Source organism: Streptomyces radicis, from assembly GCF_003626575.1.
In the GTDB taxonomy this organism is placed as follows: Bacteria; Actinomycetota; Actinomycetes; order Streptomycetales; family Streptomycetaceae; genus Streptomyces; species Streptomyces radicis.
In genome coordinates this window covers 9,776-28,284 of record NZ_RBDY01000049.1, presented here as the reverse complement: position 1 = coordinate 28,284, position 18,509 = coordinate 9,776, and the positions used below count along the sequence as shown (strand labels likewise).

General features: G+C 76.8%; 4 protein-coding genes. 3 read left to right on the top strand and 1 reads right to left on the bottom strand.

Features of this window, described 5'->3' with window-relative positions; all coding sequences use genetic code 11:
• Positions 1-342 precede the first annotated feature (342 nt).
• From D7318_RS33190 to D7318_RS31455, 3 genes are all read left to right on the top strand, one after another.
• Complete coding sequence (locus tag D7318_RS33190; protein WP_183091689.1) at positions 343-1,167, top strand: hypothetical protein; 825 nt, start codon at positions 343-345, stop codon at positions 1,165-1,167.
• Positions 1,164-4,481 carry a non-ribosomal peptide synthetase gene (locus D7318_RS31460; RefSeq protein ID WP_183091688.1) on the top strand — a complete coding sequence of 1,106 codons (3,318 nt, stop codon included), beginning with the start codon at positions 1,164-1,166 and terminating at the stop codon, positions 4,479-4,481. The genes D7318_RS33190 and D7318_RS31460 overlap by 4 nt, the downstream gene beginning before the upstream one ends.
• A 178-nt stretch (positions 4,482-4,659) precedes the next feature.
• Positions 4,660-7,473 carry a helix-turn-helix transcriptional regulator gene (locus D7318_RS31455; RefSeq protein WP_120700666.1) on the top strand — a complete coding sequence of 938 codons (2,814 nt, stop codon included), beginning with the start codon at positions 4,660-4,662 and terminating at the stop codon, positions 7,471-7,473.
• Positions 7,474-7,517: 44 nt separating this feature from the next.
• Here D7318_RS31455 and D7318_RS31450 read toward each other — a convergent pair whose 3' ends face one another.
• A complete protein-coding gene (locus tag D7318_RS31450; protein WP_456243342.1) occupies positions 7,518-18,491 on the bottom strand; it encodes a type I polyketide synthase in 10,974 nt (3,657 codons plus the stop codon).
• Positions 18,492-18,509 lie beyond the last annotated feature (18 nt).

Here is an 18,509-nt window from a genome sequence, read left to right as displayed (position 1 = left end):
CCTGAGAAGTGCTTCTTTCCACGGCACGATCTGGACCCTCGACAAGTCCTATCGTCCCAGGTCAGGAGCACTTCTCGCGTTTTCGATCACCCTTCGGACGGCCCACCCCATGAAAGCCCGAGGCTAGACACAGGGCGGCTGAGCCGCACCGCGTTCCGCTACCGGCCGATGCGCGGAGGGGCAGGGGGTCTTCAAGGGTCTCGTAGGGGCTCCGGGAGGGGAATGCGCGTTTCTAGGCTGATTCTGTCTTTCCGTGCGCGCACGCCGTTGCGGGCCCGACAGAACACCGGACGGAACACCCGGCGGAACACCCGGCGGAACACCCGACAGAAAAGGGGAGACATGCGGGACATGGGCTGGTGGCGCAGGCATCACGACGGCGCCTCCGGCGAAGTCGTACTGGCTGTCGATTTTCCGCTCTCGGGGCGGAACGAGGCGGGGTTCGACGAGCTCGCCCCCCTGCTCGACCCCTCCGTCGCCCTGTGGGAGACGCTTCCGCAGCCCGCCCCCGACGGTCGGCTCTCGGGCCGTGAGGCCGTGGGGCGGTGGCTCGACGACCTGCGGCACAGCGGGGTGCGGGTCCGCGCGCTCCTCAGCTACTGCGCGGGCGCGGCGTTCGTGGGGGCGCTGAGCGACGGGGTGAGCGCGTGGCAGGAACGGCCGCCCGAGATCGTCATGTTCGATCCGGAAGTGCCATCGTCGCTGACCGTTTACGCCCAGTTCGTGCGCGCGATCGACCGGTTCGCGCCGGTGCTCACCGAGGCGGAGGTGACGCGGATCAGGGCCGAGGCGGAGGCCGTGTGGACCGAGCACGCGCACGCGCTGGACCCGATGCTGGAGCGCCTGGGCGAGATGTTCAGGGAGGTGGGCGAGGCGGCGTTCGAGAAGGGCGCGCTCGACCGGCGGCACGGCGGCGAGCTGATCGACGCGTTCATGTCGTTCATCGGATACCTGGCGGCGGGCAGCCAGATGGACGCGCTGCCAGCGTGGAAGCGGGCCACCGCCATCAGCTCGCACACGCCGATCAACGGCCTCAACCTGGTCCCCGACGCCGAACGCGCGGACCTCGTGGCCGACGAGGTGCGGCTCGACCTGCCCCATGCCGACCTGCTGCGCAGCCCCGAGTGCGCCCGCCTGGTCACCGAGGCGCTGGCGGCCTCCCCGTGACGCCCGCGCGCGCCGAGGAGCCCGCGAGCGCCAAGGAGGAGGCCCTGTGGCTCCTCGAACGCTTCGTGCCGGGGACCGGGGTCAACAACCTGTCGTTCGCGCTCGCCGCCGACGGTCCGCTGCTGCCCTCGGCGGTCGGGGACGCGTTGAACCTGCTGCTGCGCCGCCACGAGGTGCTGCGCACGGGGTTCACCGCCACCGAATCCGGGCTGGCCAAGCGGGTGTTGGGCCCCGACGAGGCGTCGCTCGTCCTGGACGAGGCCCAACTCCCCGACGACGCACGGGAGGACGGGGGTCTGACGGCCGCGCTGACGGCGTTTGTGCGGGAGCCGTTCGCGATGGACGGGCGGCCCCTGGTGCGGGCGGCGCTGTTCCGTGGGGCGGGTTCGGACGTGCTGTGCGTGGCGGTGCATCACCTGGTGTTCGACATGGTGTCCACGGGCCCGATGGTCGCCGAACTGGCCGCCGCCTATGGGGCGTTCGCCTCGGGTGCGGCGCCGGGCGAGGAGCTGCGCGCGATCGTTCCCGCGGTGGCGGAGCCGGAGCCGACCGAGCGCGGCATGGTGTTCTGGCGCGCGCGCCTGCGGGACTTCGGCTCGGTGCGCAACGCCCTGTGGCTGGGCGCCGAGGCGGGCGACCACCCGGATCTGGCCGGGGGAACGGTCCTGCTGCCGCTGTCGGCCGACGCGGTCGCGGCGGTGCGGCGGATGCGGAAGGAGCTGCGGGCGCCCGAGGCGGTGGTCCTGCTGGCCGCCTACTACCTGCTGCTCGCGCGGCACGGCGCGGGCCCCGACCTGGTGGTGGGCTCCCCCGTGAACACCCGCCGCCCCCAGGACGCGGGCGCCATCGGCTACCACGTCAACGTCGTGCCGCTGCGCGTCGTGATCGACCCCGCCGTGGACTTCCGGGCGCTGGTCGGCGCGGTCAGGGATGTGTTCCTCGACTCGCTCGCCCACGCCGACGTGCCGGTGGACACCCTGCTGGGCGAGGTGGACAGGACGGCGTCGGGGTGGCGCAACGCGCTGTTCCGGCATGTCTTCAACTACGTTCCGGGCGGTGGAGGTTCGGGCGGCGCTGGTTCGGGTGGCGGTCCCGGGGGCGACGGTGGTGGCGTCTCCCTCGGGGAGCGGCGGGCGCGGCTGTTGACGCCGGAGAACGGGTCGAGCAAGTTCGACCTGGAGTTCTTCGTCATCCCGTCGGACGAGGGCGTGCTGCTGCGGATCGCCTACGGCTCGGGCGTGTTCACGCGCGAGGAGGTCACGCTGCTGGCGCGGCGTTACGAGGCGCTGCTGACGGCGGTGGCGGCGCGGCCCGGGCTGCCGGTCGGCGAGGTGACGGCGTGGTCGGACGTGGACCGCCGGGTGATCGCCGAGGCCAACCGCGTGCTGGAGCCGCCGCCAGCGCCGGTGCCGGTGCTGCCGGTGGCGATCGTGGCGCGGGCGAACGAGGCGCCGGCGGCCGTGGCGCTTGAGGACGGCGAACGGGCCGTGCGCTACCGGGAGTTGACGGACGCGGGCGAACGCACCCGGCGGCTGCTCGCGGCGGCGGGCGTGGGCAGGGGGGACGTGGTGGCGGTGCTGGCGCCACGCGGCCCCGAGCTCGCGGCGGCGGTGCTCGGGGTGTGGGCGGCGGGGGCGGCCTACCTTCCGCTCGACCCGGCGCTGCCGGAGCGGCGGATCGCCTACCAGCTCGACGACGCCGGGGCGCGCGCGGTGCTGTGCGCGCCCGGCACGGCGGTGCCCGCCGCGGCACAGGCGTCGGCCCACCCGATGGTGCCCGTGGGCGGGGTCCCCGAGGGGCCGGAGCCCCGTGCCGAAGGAGCGGACCTGGCGGCCACGCCCTCGCCCGACGACCCGGCGTATCTGATCCACACCTCGGGGTCCACCGGGCTGCCGAAGGGCACGGTGGTGACCCATGGCAACCTGGCCAATCTGATCGCCCACTTCACCGACGAGCTGGGCGCCTCGCCGGGCGAAGGCGTCCTGTGGCTGACGGCGTTCTCGTTCGACATCTCGGCGCTCGAGCTGTTCCTGCCGCTGGCCACCGGGGGCCGGGCGGTGGTCGCGCCTGACGAGGCGCGCACCGAGGGGGCGGCCATGGCGGAGCTGCTCAAGCGCCGTTCGGTCGGCACTGTGCAGGCGACGCCGACCACGTGGCGGCTGGTCCTGCCCGAGGCGGGCGCGCTGCTGGCGGGGCGGAACGTCCTGTGCGGCGGCGAGCCGCTGCCCCCGGCGCTGGCGGCCGACCTGGTGGCCACCGGCTGTGCGGCGCGCAACGTCTACGGGCCGACCGAGACCACCGTCTGGTCCACCTCGGGACCGCTCGGCCACCGCGACGACGGCCGGGTGAGCGTGGGGCGGCCCGTGCGCGACACCCAGGTGTTCGTGGCCGACCCCGAGGGGCGCGAGCTGCCCCTCTTGGTCCCGGGCGAACTCTGCGTCGCCGGGGGCGGGGTGGCCGCGGGCTACCACCGCAGGCCGGAGCTGACGGAGGAACGCTTCGGCACGCACCCGGCGTTCGGCCGCTTCTACCGCACCGGGGACCGGGCGCGCTGGCTGCCCGACGGCACGCTCGAGGTGCTGGGGCGTTCGGACCGGCAGGTCAAACTGCGGGGCGTGCGCGTCGAGTTGGGCGAGGTCGAGGCGGTGCTCGCCGAGCACCCCGAGGTGCGCGGCTGTGCGGTCACGGTGCGCGACGCGGGGACGGTGGACGCGGCGCTGGTCGCGTTCGTGGAGTCGCCGCTCGGGCAGGCGGTGGCGCGGCCGCTGTGGGAGTTCGCGGCGGAGCGGCTGCCACGGGCGTGCCTGCCGCAGGAGTTCGTGGCGCTCGACCGGCTCCCGGTCAACGCCAGCCTCAAGGTGGACCACCCGGCGCTCGCCCGCATGGCGGCCGCCCTGGCCGGTCAGGCGTCGGGCGAAAGGGCACCGGGCGCCGAAGGGGCACCGGGCCGACAGGCCACGGGCCGAGGGAGAGCGCTCTCCCATGTGCCGGGCGAGAACGCCCTGGTGGACACGCTGGTGGCGCTGTGGGCCGAGGTACTGGGCCGGGAGGACATCACCCCGGACACCCACTTCTTCGCGGAGGGCGGCCACTCGCTGCTGGCGGTGCGGCTCGCGGGGCGGATCGAGGAGGAGACGGACACGCGGGTGCGGCTGCCCGATCTCTTCACGCACGCCACGCCGTCCGCCGCCGCGACCCTGCTGGGCGACGCCACCGAGGACGCCGCAGACGCCGGGAGCACCGGGAACGCCGGGAACGCCGGGAACGCCGAGGGCGCCCAAGACGCCGACGCCACCGGCGAATCCGACGCCTGATCACGGCGGGGGCCGCGGAGAAGCCGCGACCCCCGCCCTTTATCGCGGCGTTCCGTTCCGTGGGGCGAAATACGCCACCCCTTTTCGCACATGTGTCATATCGGCGCGCCTTCATAGAATGATAGACCTATTTGCGATCCACAGATACTGACACTTGTCAGGTGGGAAGACAGAATCCATGGCATTCGTGGAACGTTCTCAAGAAATGAGATATCTGCGGGGTCTATTCGAGCGGAGTGAGCGCGGTCGGCCACAGATCGCGTTGATCAGCGGCCCGGTCGCCACGGGCAAGACCGAGTTGCTGCACGCCTTTGTCGAGGAGGCGATCGGCCTGGGCGCCCTCCCGCTGATCGCCACCGGCTCGCGGGCCGAGCGTTCCCTCCCGTTGGGGGTCATCGGCCAGCTCTTCCACAGCCCCGCGCTCCCCTGGCACCTGCTGGAGGAGACCAACGCCCTGCTCACCGCCGACGCCCTGCCCTCCCCCGGCGCGACGGACGCCCCCGCCGCGGCGATGAGACGGGCGGCGATCCGCCTGGCGCGCGGCGTCTGTTCGACGCTGCTGACGCTCTCGACCGAACGCGTGGTCGTCCTGGCCATCGACGACGTGCAGTACGCGGACGGCTATTCGCTCCAGATCCTGCTGTATCTGCTGCGTCGGCTGAAGTTCCGCCGGCTGCTGGTGATCCTGACCGAGTGGCCGGGGGCGCAGGCGCCGCACTCGGCGTTCCGCGCCGAGCTGCTGCGGCAACCCGCCTGTCACCGGCTGCATGTGAGAGCGCTCTCCGAGGACGGTACCGCGCGCGTGCTGGCCGAGGCGCTGGGCGACCCGTCGGCCGCGGCCCGGCTCGCCCCCGCGTACCACGAGGTGACCGGCGGCAACCCCCTGCTGCTGCGCGGCCTGGTCGAGGACGGGCTCAACGAGGGCGGCGCGCCCGCCGCGCCCGGCGGCCGTTCGCTGCCCCAACCCCCGGTGCCAGGGCGCCTGTTCCGCCAGGCGGTGTGCGCGTGCCTGTACCAGTGGGACGCGGCCACCATCCAGGTGGCGCGGAGCCTGGCGCTGCTGGACCGGTGGGCGTCGCCCGCGCTGGTGGGGCGCCTGACGGGGATGAAGCCCGAGCTGGTCGTGGACATCGTCGAGTCCATCGGCGGCTCGGGGCTGCTGCGGGGGGAGCGGCTGCGCCACCCCGCGGTGCGCGCGGCGATCGCCGACACGGTCGAGCCGGGCGACGGGGCGGACGCGCACCTGCGCGGCGCGCAGCTGCTGCACGACCGGGGCGTGGCGGCGCCGGACGTGGCCGAGCACCTGGTGGCCGCGGACCGGGTGCCGGACAAGTGGGCGATCGGCGTGCTGCGCGACGCCGCGCGGCAGGCGCTCGCCGAGCGGCGGGACGACTTCGCGGACGACTGCCTGGAGTTGGCCCAGCGCAGCTGCGCCGACGAGCAGGTGAGGGCCCCGCTGCTGATGAGCCTGACGCGGCTGCGCTGGCGGCGGGACCCGTCGACCGCGCTGCGCCATCTGGCGACGCTGCGGCGCTCGGTGCTGGCCGGGCACCTCGGTGGGCGGGACGTTTCGGCGGTCGCGGGGTTCCTGCTGTGGCACGGGCGGGGCGATGACGCCAGGGAGATCCTGGCCAGGGCGCGCGGGGCGCGGGACTCCCCCGGCGCGCGCCCGGGCGACGCCTCGCAGGGAACGGCGCCGCTGTGCCTGCGCGCGGGCTCGGAGAGCGCTCTCCCCGAGGTGGCCTGCTGGCCCGGGCACCCGGGCGAGGCGGCGTGCGCGGCCCTGGACGCGGTGCTCACCGGGGCGCCGGACGCCGATCCGGTGGCCAGGGCGGAGGAGGCGCTGTCCGGGTGCGCGCTCTCCGAGGACTCGCTGCCCTCGGTGCTCTCCGCGCTCTACGCCCTGCTGCACGCCGACCGCCAGGACAGGGCGGCGGCGTGGTGCGACACGTTCCTGCGCGACGCGGAGGCGGAGGGCGCGACGACGTGGCGTGCGCTGCTCACCGCGGCGAGGGCGGACATCGCGCTGCGCCAAGGGCGGCCCGCGCCCGCCGAGTTGTGGGCGGCCGAGGCGTTGACCCTGGTGTCGGCGCGCGGCTGGGGGGTGGCGATCGGGCTGCCGCTGGCCGCGCTCATCCGCGCCCGGCTCGATCTGGGCCGGGTCGAGGACGCGGGCCGGGCCGCGGGGCTCGTGGTGCCCAAGGCCATGTTCGGGGGCGGGTTCGCGCCGGGCTATCTGCGGGCCAGGGGACATCAGCACCTGGCGGCCAACCGACCCAGGGCCGCCGTCGCCGACTTCGAGCGGTGTGGGCGGCTGATGCGCGAGTGGGGGCGCGACCTTCCGGTGCTGCTGCCGTGGCGCGGCGACCTCGCGCTGGCGCGCGCGGCGCTCGATCAGCGGGAGGAGGCCAAGGAGTTGGTCGCCGAGCAGCTGGCGCTGCCGGGCGGCGACCGGCAGCGCGTGGTGGGCGTCAGCCTGCGCGCGATGGCGGCCGCGGCCTCGCCCAAGCGCCGCCCCGGGCCACTGCGGGAGGCGGTGGCGCTGCTCCAGGAGTGCGGTGACCGGCTGGAGTTGATCCGCGCGCTGGCGGATCTGAGCCGGGCGCACGCGGGGCTCGGGGAGTTCGGCCGGGCGCGGATGATGCGCGAGCGCGCGGTGCACGTCGCCGCGGAGTGCGGCGCGGAGGAGCTGCTCGCTCGGCTGCTGCCCGCGCCCGAGGCGGAGTCGGCCGCGGAGGGTGGCGCGGCCGCGGAGGCGGCGGACGACCCCGCGCTGCTCAGCGACGCCGAGCGGCGGGTGGCGACGTTGGCCGCCATCGGGTACACCAATCGCGAGATCGGCCGGAAGCTCCATGTCACCGTGAGCACGGTCGAGCAACATCTCACCCGTGTCTACCGGAAGTTGAACGTTGACCGGCGCGCCGACCTGCCCCTGCGGCTGCGGTACGGCTCCGGCGCCGAGCCGCTCGCGGTGGGCGAGGGCGGGGCCTGAGCGCCCCGCCTCCGGAATCCACGGTCGGGCCCGCGGGGGCGTGTTCATCCGTCGAACGCCAGCCGCACCAGGTCGTCGGCGCCCATCGTGTCGATGCCCGTGGTGTCCTCGCCCGGGTCGCCGGGCGCCTCCGCGCCGTCGGCGAGGTCGAGCAGCGTGCCAAGCAGTCCGGCGGCGCGCAGCCGGGCGACGGGGATGGCGGCCAGGGTGCGCCGGACCTCCTCGTCGCCCGGCTCGGCAGCGGCGTCGCCCGGCGGCGGCTCCGGGGCCAGGCTGTCCCTCAACTCCCCTGCGAGCGCGGCGGGATTGGGGTGGTCGAAGACCAGGGTGGCGGGCAGCCTCAACCCGCTCGCGGCGTCGAGGCGGTTGCGCAGCTCGACGGCGGTGAGGGAGTCGAAGCCCAGCTCCTTGAACGCCTGGTCGGGCGGGATGTCCGCCGGTGAGGCATGCCCGAGGACGGCGGCGACCTCGTGGCGGACCAGGTCGAGCAGCAGGCGTTCGACGTCAGGGCCGCGCAGCGTGGCCAGGCGGCGGCGCAGCGCATCGGCGGCCCCAACTCCTGGGCGTTCGGCGCGCGTTCGGCTCACCGCGGGGACGAGGGCGTGCAGCGCGTGGGGCAGCTCGCCCGCGGCCGCGAGGGTGCGCAGCGCGGCGGCGTTCAGGCGCAGCGGGACGAGCAGCGGCCGGTCGCGGTGGGCGAGGGCGGCGTCGAGGAGGGCAAGGCCCTCCGCGGGCGTGAACGCCTCGACGCCCGAACGCGCCATGCGCCGCCGGTCCGCCGCGCCGAGGCCCGCGGCCATGCCGCCGTCGGGGGCCCAGAGGCCCCAGGCGAGCGAGGTGCCGGGCAGGCCGAGGGAGCGGCGGTGGGCGGCCAGCGCGTCGAGGAAGGCGTTGGCGGCGGCGTAGCCGCCCTGCCCCGCGTTGCCGAGCACCCCTGCGGCGGAGGAGAACAGGACGAACGCCGACAGGCCCATGTCGCGGGTGAGTTGGTGGAGGTGCCAGGCGCCGTCGGCCTTGGGGCGCAGCACGGTGTCGAGGCGTTCGGGGGTCAGGTCGGCGATCAGGCCGTCGTCGAGGACGCCCGCGGCGTGGACGACGCCGGTGAGCGGCGCCTCGCGGGTGAGGTCGGCGAGCAGGCGGGCGAGCGCGTCATGGTCGGCGACGTCGCACGCGGCCGTCCGCACCGTGGCCCCGGCGGCGGCGAGTTCGTCCGCGAGCGCGTGGGTTCCCGTGGCGCCGCGCCTGCTGGCCAGGGCGATCCGTGTGACGCCGTGGGCGGCGACCAGGTGGCGGGCGACGGCGTGGGCGAGTGCGCCCGAGGCGCCGGTCACCAGGGTCCAGCCGGTGCCGAACGCGGCAGGTTCGCCCGGGGGCGCCGTGGCGGCCCCGGTGAGTCGGGGGACGAGCAACGCGCCGCCGCGCACGGCGACTTCGGGCTCTCCCGCGGCCAGGGTCGAGGCCAGCTCGGCGGGGCGGGGGGCCGGGCCGCTCGGGTCCGGGTCGAGGTCGAGGAGGGCCAGGCGGCCCGGGTGTTCGGCGCGCGCCGCGCGGATCAGGCCCCACACGGCGGCGGCGACGGGATCGGCGTCCGCGCCGTCGGTCGCGATGGCGCCGCGGGTGACGAGGACGAGCCGTGCGTCGGTGAGGCGTTCGTCGCGCAGCCACTCCTGAACGGCCGTCAGCGCGCGGGCCAGCGCGGCCCGTGCCGCGTCGGGCGCGCGGGGAACGCCGGGAACGTCGGATGTGTCGGGCGATCCCGTTCGGGTGAGGTCGAGCAACACCGTGTCGGCGGTGGGGAGTTGGTCGATGCGGTCGAACCGGGCGGCATGGGGGGCCAGTTCGGGGGGCAGGCCGTCGTCGGGGCCCCAGATCGCCCAGCGGGCGGGCCCTTCGGCCGCTGCCGCGGAGATGGCTGGGGCGGCGGGGGCGGCCGGAACCCAGTCGATCCGGTGGAGGGAACGGAGGCGCCCCGGAAGGGCGGCGAGCTGCTCCGGACGCGCCTCGCGCAGGGTGAGCGAGGCGATGGAGCCGATCAACGTGCCGTGCTCGTCGGTGAGTTCGACCGAGAAGGCGTCGGGCCCCACGGGGGCGAGCCGCACGCGGAGCGCGGCGGCGCCCGAGCCGTGCAGGGCGAGGCCACGCAGCGCGAACGGCAGGCGCGGCACCTCGCCGGTCGCCGGGGCGGCGAAGGCGATGCCGTGCAGCGCGGCGTCGAGGAGGGCGGGGTGCAGCGCGAACCCCTCCCCCGCCGCCGCGCCCGCCGCGTCGGGCAGCGCGACCTCGGCGAAGACCTCGTCCCCGCGCCGCCACACGGCTCGCACCCCGCGGAACGCGGGTCCGTAGGCGAGCCCCGACCCGGCCAAGCGGTCATAACCACCCGACACATCGACGGAGATGGCGCCCTCGGGCGGCCAACTGGCCGCCGGTTCCGCCGCGTTCTCACCCGGCCGATCCGGCTGGGCGGCGTGCGCGGCCAACAGGCCTTCCGCGTGGGCCGTCCACGGCCCGTCCTCGCCCGGGCGCGCATGGATCGTGAACGGGCGCGCGCCCGAGGCGTCGGGGGCCTCGACGGTGATCTGGAGGCGGACCTCGTCGCCGTCGGGGAGCGGCAGGGGCGCGCGCAGGGTCAGCTCCTCGACCCGGCCCGTACCCGCCTCGTCGCCCGCCCTGATGGCCAGCTCGGCCAGGGCGGTGGCAGGCAGCAGGGGCGTTCCGCCGACGGCGTGGTCGGCGAGCCAGGGGTGGGTGGCGGTGGAGAGACCGCCGAGGAGGAGCAACCGCCCGTCACCGCCCGCGAGTTCGAGCGCGCCGTCGAGCAGCGGGTGGCGCACGGGGCGCACTCCTTCGGAGGCGGCGCCGCCGGGCGCGCCGACCGACGCGAGCCAGTAACGGCCGCGCTGGAAGGCGTAGGTGGGCAGCGCCGCGGGCAGGTCGGGCGGCCCGGGGCGCCAGCCGCAGGCGGCGAGCGCGGCGGGCCAGTCCACGGCCCCGCCGCGGACATGGAGCTGGGCGAGCGCCTCGTAGAGCGTCTCGGGCTCATCGCGCCCGGGCCGCAGCAGCGGGACGAACGCCGTCTGGGGAGCGCTCTCCGGGGCCATTGCGGACAGCACGCCGTCGGGGCCGAGTTCGAGTCCGGTGGTCACGCCGTGCTCGGCCAGGTGGCGGACGCCGTCGGCGAAGCGCACGGTCGCGCGGATGTGCCGGGTCCAGTGGTCGGGCGAGCACAGCTCGTCCGCGTCGGCGAGCCGCCCGGTGACGCAGGACAGCACGGGGGTGTGCGGCGGGGCGTAGGTCAGCTCCTCCGCGACGCGGCGGAAGTCGGCGAGCGCCGGCTCCATCAGCGGCGAGTGGAACGCGTGGGCGACGCGCAGCCGCTTCGTCCCGACGCCGCGCCCCGCGAGCAGCCCGGCGATCGCGTCGACCGCGCCCGCGGTGCCCGAAAGGACCACGGCGCGGGGGCCGTTGACCGCCGCGACGCCGATCTCGTGCGCCCGGTCGGCGAGCAGCGGCGCCACCTCGTCCTCGGCCGCCTGGACCGCGACCATCGCCCCGCCGGGGGGCAGCGCCGCCATCAGCCGCCCGCGCGCGGCGACCAGCGCGCACGCGTCGTCCAGGGACAGCACGCCCGCGGCGTGGGCGGCGGCCAGCTCACCGACCGAGTGCCCGGCGAGGACGTCGGGGGCGGGGCCGAGGGTCACGACCAGCCGGTGGAGGGCGATGCCGACGGCGAAGAGGGCGCACTGGGCGAGGTCGGTGTTCTGGAGGAGCTCGGCATCGGGCGAGCCGGGGGGCGCGAACACCACGTCGCGCAGGGGCCGTTCGAGGTGAGGGTCCAGGCGCGCGCAGACCTCGTCGAACGCCTCGGCGTAGGCAGGAGCGGCCGCGTACAGGCCCTGCCCCATCCCGGCGCGCTGGCTGCCCTGGCCGGGGAAGAGGAACGCCGTACGGCCCTCGCGCGCCCGGCCCACGGCGGTGCCCTGGGGCGTCGTTCCGCCGTGGGCGAGGGCGGAGAGCGCTTCCCCGCGCCCGTCCGCGTCCCGGGCGACCACCACGGCCCGGTGTTCGAACGCGGTGCGGGCGGTGGCGAGCGCGTGGGCGACGGCGCCGGGTGGGGCGTCGGGGTGGCGCCGGGCCCAGGCGCGCAGCCGCCGCGCCTGGGCGGCGAGCGCGGCGGGGGTGCGCCCCGAGACGAGCCACGGCAGCGCGTCGGTGCGGGCCGTGTCGGTGCGGGCCGTGTCGGGTGCCAGGTCGCCCGAGTCCTCGGTCAACTCGACAGTTTCGGGGGCCTGTTCGACGATCAGATGGGCGTTGGTGCCGCTGAGGCCGAACGACGAGACGCCCGCCCTCCTGGGGCGGCCGGTCTCGGGCCAGTCGGCCGCCTCGTCGAGCAGCCGGACCGCGCCCGCCGCCCAGTCGACGTGCGGGGACGGCGCGTCGAGGTGCAGGGTGCGGGGCAGCCGTCCGTGGCGCAGGGCGAGGACCATCTTCTGCACCCCCGCGACCCCGGCGGCGGCCTGGGTGTGGCCGATGTTCGACTTCAACGAGCCGAGCAGCAGCGGGCGTTCGGCGTCCCGGTCGGCTCCGTAGACGTCGATCAGGGCCTGTGCCTCGATGGGGTCGCCGAGCGCGGTGGCCGTGCCATGGGCCTCGACGGCGTCCACGTCGCCCGGCGCGAGCCCGGCGTCGCCCAGCGCGGCGCGGATCACCTTGCGCTGCGCGGGGCCGTTGGGCGCGGTGAGGCCGTTGGAGGCGCCGTCCTGGTTGACGGCCGAGCCGCGGATGACGGCCAGCACGGGCAGCCCGTCGCGCCGGGCGTCGGAGAGCCGCGCGAGCAGCAGGACGCCCGCCCCCTCGGCGAAGCCCGTGCCGTCGGCGCCCGCGGCGAACGCCCGGCAGCGGCCGTCGGTGGACAGGGCGCGTTGCCTGCTGAACTCCACGAACAGGCTGGGCGTGGCCATCACCGTGACCCCGCCCGCGAGCGCCAGGTCGCACTCGCCGCGCCGCAGGGCGCCCGCCGCCAGGTGCAGGGCGACCAGCGACGACGAGCACGCGGTGTCCACGGTGACGGCCGGGCCCTCGAGCCCCAGGGCGTAGGCGACGCGGCCCGAGACGACGCTTCCGGCGCTCGGCGTCCCCGGGCCGCCGTCAGGGGCGCGGTGGCTGCCGTAGTCGTGGTACATGACCCCGGCGAAGACCCCGGTCCTGCTGCCGTGGGCCGCCCTGGGCTCGATCCCGGCGCGTTCGAAGGCCTCCCACGCGGTCTCGAGCAGCAGGCGTTGCTGGGGGTCCATGGCCAGGGCCTCGCGCGGCGAGATGCCGAAGAACGCGGGGTCGAACTCGCCCGCCCCGTCGAGGAATCCGCCGTGCCGGGTGGTGCTGTGGCCCACGGCGTCGGGGTCGGGGTCGTGCAGGCGGGCGACGTTCCAGCCGCGGTCCTCGGGGAACGGGGTGATCGCGTCGCCGCCGCGGTCGAGCAGCTCCCACAGTTCGTCGGGGGTGTGCACGCCGCCGGGGTAGCGGCAGCCCATGGCGACGACGGCGATCGGCTCGTCGGGGGCGGTGGCGAGCGGCGCGCTCATGCCGGTGCCGGTGCTCGGGCCGGTGCCGGTGCTCGGGCCGGTGCCGGTGCCGGTGCCGGTGCTCGTGTCGGTGTTGGCCAGCAGGGTGGCCAGGTGGTGGGCGAGGGCGGCGGGGGTGGGGTGGTCGAAGACCAGGGTGGGGGGCAGCCGCAGCCCGGTGGCGGCGTTGATGGCATTGCGCAGCTCGACCGCGGTGAGCGAGTCGACGCCCAACTCCCGGAAGGCGCGGCGGGGTTCGACGGCGTCCTGGGTGGAGTGGCCCAGAACGGCGGCGGCGTGGGCGCGGACCAGGTCGAGCAGGGCGGCGGCGCGGTCGGCCTCGGACAGCCCGGCGAGCCGCCGCGGGGGCGTCCCGTCCGGGGTCGCGGCGGGCACCGTGGCGGCGCGGCGCGCCGGGGCGCGCACGAGGTCGCGCAGCAGGGGCGGAACGGTCCCGGTGGCGGCGGCGTCGGCGCGCAGGGCCGCGAGGTCGAGGCGCAGCGGCAGGACGGCCGCCTCGCCGGTGGCGGGCGCGGCGTCGAACAGGGCGAGCCCCTCGGCGTCGTCGAGCCCGGCGATGCCGCCCCGGCGCATCCGCCGCAGATCGTCCTCGCCGAGGTGGCCCGTCATGGCGCTGCGTCGGCTCCAGAAGCCCCAGGCGAGGGATTGCGCGGGCAGGCCGATGGCGCGGCGGTGGGCGGCGAGGGCGTCGAGAAAGGCGTTGGCCGCCGCGTAGTTGGCCTGTCCGGCGCCGCCGAGGGTACCGGCGGCGGAGGAGAAGAGCACGAACGCGGACAGGTCGGCGTCCCGCGTGAGGTCGTGGAGGGCGAGGGCGGCGTCGGCCTTGGGCCGCAGCACGGCATCGAGGCGTTCGGGGGTGAGGGCGTCGACCACGCCGTCGTCGAGGACCCCGGCGGCGTGCACGACGGCGGTGAGGGGGTGAGCGGCGGGGATGGCGTCCAGCAGCGCGGAGAGCGCTCTCCGGTCGGCGGCGTCGCACGCGGCGAGCGTCACGGTGGCGCCGAGGGCGGTGAGTTCGGCGGTGAGACGGTCGGCCCCCGGGGCGTCGGGGCCCATGCGGCCGATCAGCAGCAGGTGCCGCACGCCATGTCGGGCGACCAGGTGGCGGGCCACGAGCCCGCCGAGCGTGCCGGTGGCGCCGGTGAGCAGCACAGTGCCCGTCGAGTCCCAGGCGGCATCGGGGTGTTGGGGCGCGGGGACGGCGTGGGCCAGCCGGGGCACGAGCAACGCGTCGCCCCGCGCGGCCAGTTGGGGCTCGTCGGCGGCCAACGCCCCGGCCAGGGCCCGGAGGTCGGGCGGCGCGTCGCCGTCCAGGTCGAGCAGGGCGAACCGGCCCGGGTGCTCGGCCTCCGCCGCGCGAAGCAGGCCCCACACGGCCGCCGCCGCGGGGTCCTCCACGCGGTCGCCCGGGGCGGCGGCGACCGCGCCGCGCGTCAGGCACACCAGCCGCGAGCCCTGCCAGCGGGGGTCTTCGAGCCACGCGCGCGCCAGGGCGAGCGCGCGCCGCGCCGCCTCCCCCGCCGAGCGTGCCCCTGGGGCGAAGGGCGCAAGGACGGCCTCGGGCGGCGTTTCCCCGTTGAGGGCCGAGGCCAGGGCGTCGAGGTCGGGGTGGGTCGCGCCGGGCCAGCCGGGTGGGGCGGGGTCGGGGCCGATCACCGCCCACCGCCCGCCCGGGGCCTCGGGCGCCGACGTGGCGGGCAGGGGGCGCCAGGCGACGCGGTGGAGGGAGTCGGCGGCGTTCGGGCGTGCCCCGGCGTCGAGTTGGTCGGCGGTGAGGGGCCGCGCGACGAGCGCGTCCACCGAGAGCACCGGCGCCCCTGACGGGTCGGCGGCCAGCAGGGAGAGCGCTCTCCCCGCCACGGGCGCCAGCCGCACCCGCAGGGCGGTCGCGCCGGTGGCGTGTCGTGTGACGCCGCTCCAGGAGAACGGCAGCCCCGGGGCGTCGCCCTCGGCCGGGGCGGCGGCGTGCAGGGCGGCGTCGAGCAGGGCAGGGTGCAGGCCGAAGCGGGCCGCGTCGCCGCGTTCGTCCTCGCCGAGGGCGACCTCGGCGAACACCTCGTCGCCCCGCCGCCACGCGGCCACGAGCCCCCGGAACGCCGGGCCGTAGGTGAGGCCCGCGGCGGCGAGCCGCTCATGGATCCCGGCCGTCGCGACCTCCGTCGCGCCCGGCGGCGGCCAGGCGGTCAGGTCGCCGACGGGCGGCCCCGCGAACGTCGCCAGCTCGCCCACCGCGTGCCGGGTCCACGGGGCGTCGCCCCCGTCGGCGTTCTCATCGGCGCCCTCGGGCTGGGCGTGCACGGCCACGGGCCGCCGCCCCGCCGCGTCGGGGGCGCCGACGCTCACCCGCACCCGGACGCCGCGTTCGGGGAGCACCAGGGGCGTCTCCAGGGTGAGTTCGGCGAGGTGGTCGCAGCCCGCGGCCTCGCCCGCGCGCAGCGCCAGCTCGACGAACGCCGTCCCCGGCAGCACCGGGCGGCCGAGCACGGCGTGGTCGGCGAGCCACGGGTGGGAGCGCGGCGTGAGGCGGCCGGTCATCAGCGGCCCGTCGGCGTCGGCGAGGGTCACCACGGCGCCGAGCAGCGGGTGGTCCGCGGCCCGTTGGCCCAGCCGCGCGGCGGCGTCGCGGGCGTCCACGGGACCCGTGGACTCGAGCCAGTAGCGGGCGCGTTGGAACGCGTAGGTGGGGAGGGCGGCCCGCACGGCCGGGTCCGCGGCCCCGCCCGGGAGCGCCCGCGTCCAGTCGACGGGCACCCCGTGGACGTGTGCTTCGGCGAGCGAGGCCAGGAACCGCTCGGGGCCGCCCTGGCCGCGCCGCAGCGAGCCGACGACGACGGCGGGGGCGCCACCGTCGTCGGCGGTGGCGCCTGCGGCGTCCTCGGCGGTGTCCCTGAGGGCGGCGGTGAGCACGGGGTGGGGGCTGACCTCGATGAACGCGGGGAAGCCCGCGGCGAGCAGCGACCGCGCCGCGGCGTCGAAGCGGACGGTGCCGCGCAGGTTGCGGTACCAGTAGGCGGCGTCGAGCCCGGTGGTGTCGAACGCCTCGCCGGTGACGGTGGAGTGGAACGGCACGGCGGCGGGGCGCGGGCTGATCCCGGCCAGCTCGGCCAGCAGGGTCGCCTCGACGGCCTCGACGTGCGCGCAGTGCGACGCGTAGTCCACCGGGACGCGCCGGGCCCGCACGCCGCGCGCCTCGGCGGCGCCCGCCAGCGCGTCAAGCGCGTCGCGGTCTCCCGAGATGACCACGGTTGACGGGCCGTTGACGGCGGCGAGTGCCAGCGTTCCGCCCCAGGGCGCGAGCAGCTCGGGCGCGTCGGCGGCGGGGAGGGCGAGGGTGAGCATGCCGCCGCGCCCGGTCAGGTGGCGCAGGGCGCGGGAGCGCAGGGCGACCACGCGGGCGGCGTCGTCGAGCGAGAGGGCGCCCGCGACGCAGGCGGCGGCGATCTCGCCCTGGGAGTGGCCGACGACGGCGCCGGGTTCGACGCCGTGGGCGCGCCACAGGGCGGCGAGGGAGACCATGACGGCGAACAGCGCGGGCTGCACGACGTCGACGCGGTCGAGGGGCGGCGCGCCGTCCGCGCCGCGCAGCACGTCGGTGAGCGACCAGTCGGCGTGGGGCGCGAGCGCGGCGGCGCAGTCGTCGATCGTGTGGGCGAACGCGGGTGCGGTGTCGAGGAGTTGGGCGGCCATCCCGGCCCACTGGGAGCCCTGGCCGGGGAAGACGAACACCGGCCTGCCGCCGGATCCCGGGGCCGCGCGCCCGGTCACGAGGCCCGGGGCGGGGCGGTCGTCGGCGAGGGCGGCGAGGCCGGCGAGCAGGCCGTCGCGGTCGTGGGCGAGCACGGCGGCGCGGTGGTCGAGCGTCGCCCTTCCGGTGGCGAGGGCGTGGCCGAGGGCGGCGGGCGGGGTGCCGGGGTGGGCGGTGGCGTGGGCGAGCAGCCCACGGGCCTGGGCGCGCAGCGCGGCCTCGGAGGCGCCGGAGAGCAGCCAGGGCACGGGCCAGGCCCCGGCGTTCGCCGCCTCGGTGCCGTGCTGGTCGGGCGGGGTCGACGGGGCCTGTTCGAGGACGACATGGGCGTTGGTGCCGCTGATGCCGAACGACGAGACGGCCGCGCGCCGTGGCTCCTCCGCGTCCCAGTCCCTGGCCTCGGTGAGCAGCCGGACGGCGCCCGCGGCCCAGTCGACGCGGGGCGAGGGCCGGTCGACGTGGAGGGTGGCGGGCATGCGGGCGTGGCGCAGGGCGAGCACGGCCTTGATGACGCCGGCGACCCCGGCGGCGGCCTGGGTGTGTCCGAGGTTGGACTTGACGGAGCCGAGCCAGAGGGGTCGTGCGGGGTCGCGGTCGTGGCCGTAGGTGGCGAGCAGCGCCCCGGCCTCTACGGGGTCGCCGAGCGCGGTGCCGGTGCCGTGTCCCTCGACGAGGTCGACCTGCTGGGGCGCGAGCCCGGCGTCGGCCAACGCGGCGCGGATGACGCGGCGTTGGGAGGGTCCGTTGGGCGCGGTGAGGCCGTTGGAGGCGCCGTCCTGGTTGACGGCGGAGCCGCGGATGACGGCCAGCACGGGCTGCCCGTCGCGGCGGGCGTCGGAGAGCCGCCGCAGCAGGAGGAGCCCGGCGCCCTCGCCCCAGCCTGTGCCGTCGGCCGCGTCGGCGTAGGGCTTGCAGCGGCCGTCGGGCGCGAGGCCGCGTTGCCTTGTGAACTCCACAAAGGTCCCCGGCGTTGCCATCACGGTGACGCCGCCGGCCAGGGTGTGGGAGCACTCGTCGCGGCGCAGCGCCTGGCAGGCCCAGTGCAGGGCGACCAGCGAGGAGGAGCAGGCGGTGTCGACGGTGACGGCGGGGCCTTCGAGGCCGAACGTGTAGGCGACGCGGCCCGAGGCGACGCTGCCCGCGGTGCCGTTGCCGAGGTAGCCCTCGACGCCGGGCGGCGGCTCGGCGGCGCCCGAGCCGTAGTCGTGGTACATGACGCCGGCGAAGACGCCGGTGCGCGAGCCGCGGAGGGTGGCGGGGTCGATCCCGGCGCGTTCGAACGCCTCCCACGCGGTCTCGAGCAGCAGGCGTTGCTGGGGGTCGGTGGCCAGGGCCTCGCGGGGGGAGATGCCGAAGAACGCGGGGTCGAACTCGCCCGCGTCGTGCAGGAATCCGCCCTCGTGCGCGGTGGAGGCGCCGGGGGTGCCGGGGTCGGGGGCGCACAGCGCGTCGAGGTCCCAGCCGCGGTCGTCGGGGAACGGGGTGACGGCGTCGCCGCGGCGTTCGAGCAGCGCCCACAGGTCCTCGGGCGCGCGCACGCCGCCGGGGAAGCGGCAGGCCATGGCGACCACGGCGATGGGCTCGTGGGCGGCGCCCTCGACCTCGGCGAGGCGGCGCCGGGTCTGGTCGAGCTCGGCCATGACCCGCTTCAGGTAGTCGCGGAACTTCTCTTCGTTGCTCATCGCGCCCGCCACCTCCGGGGGTTCGGGGTC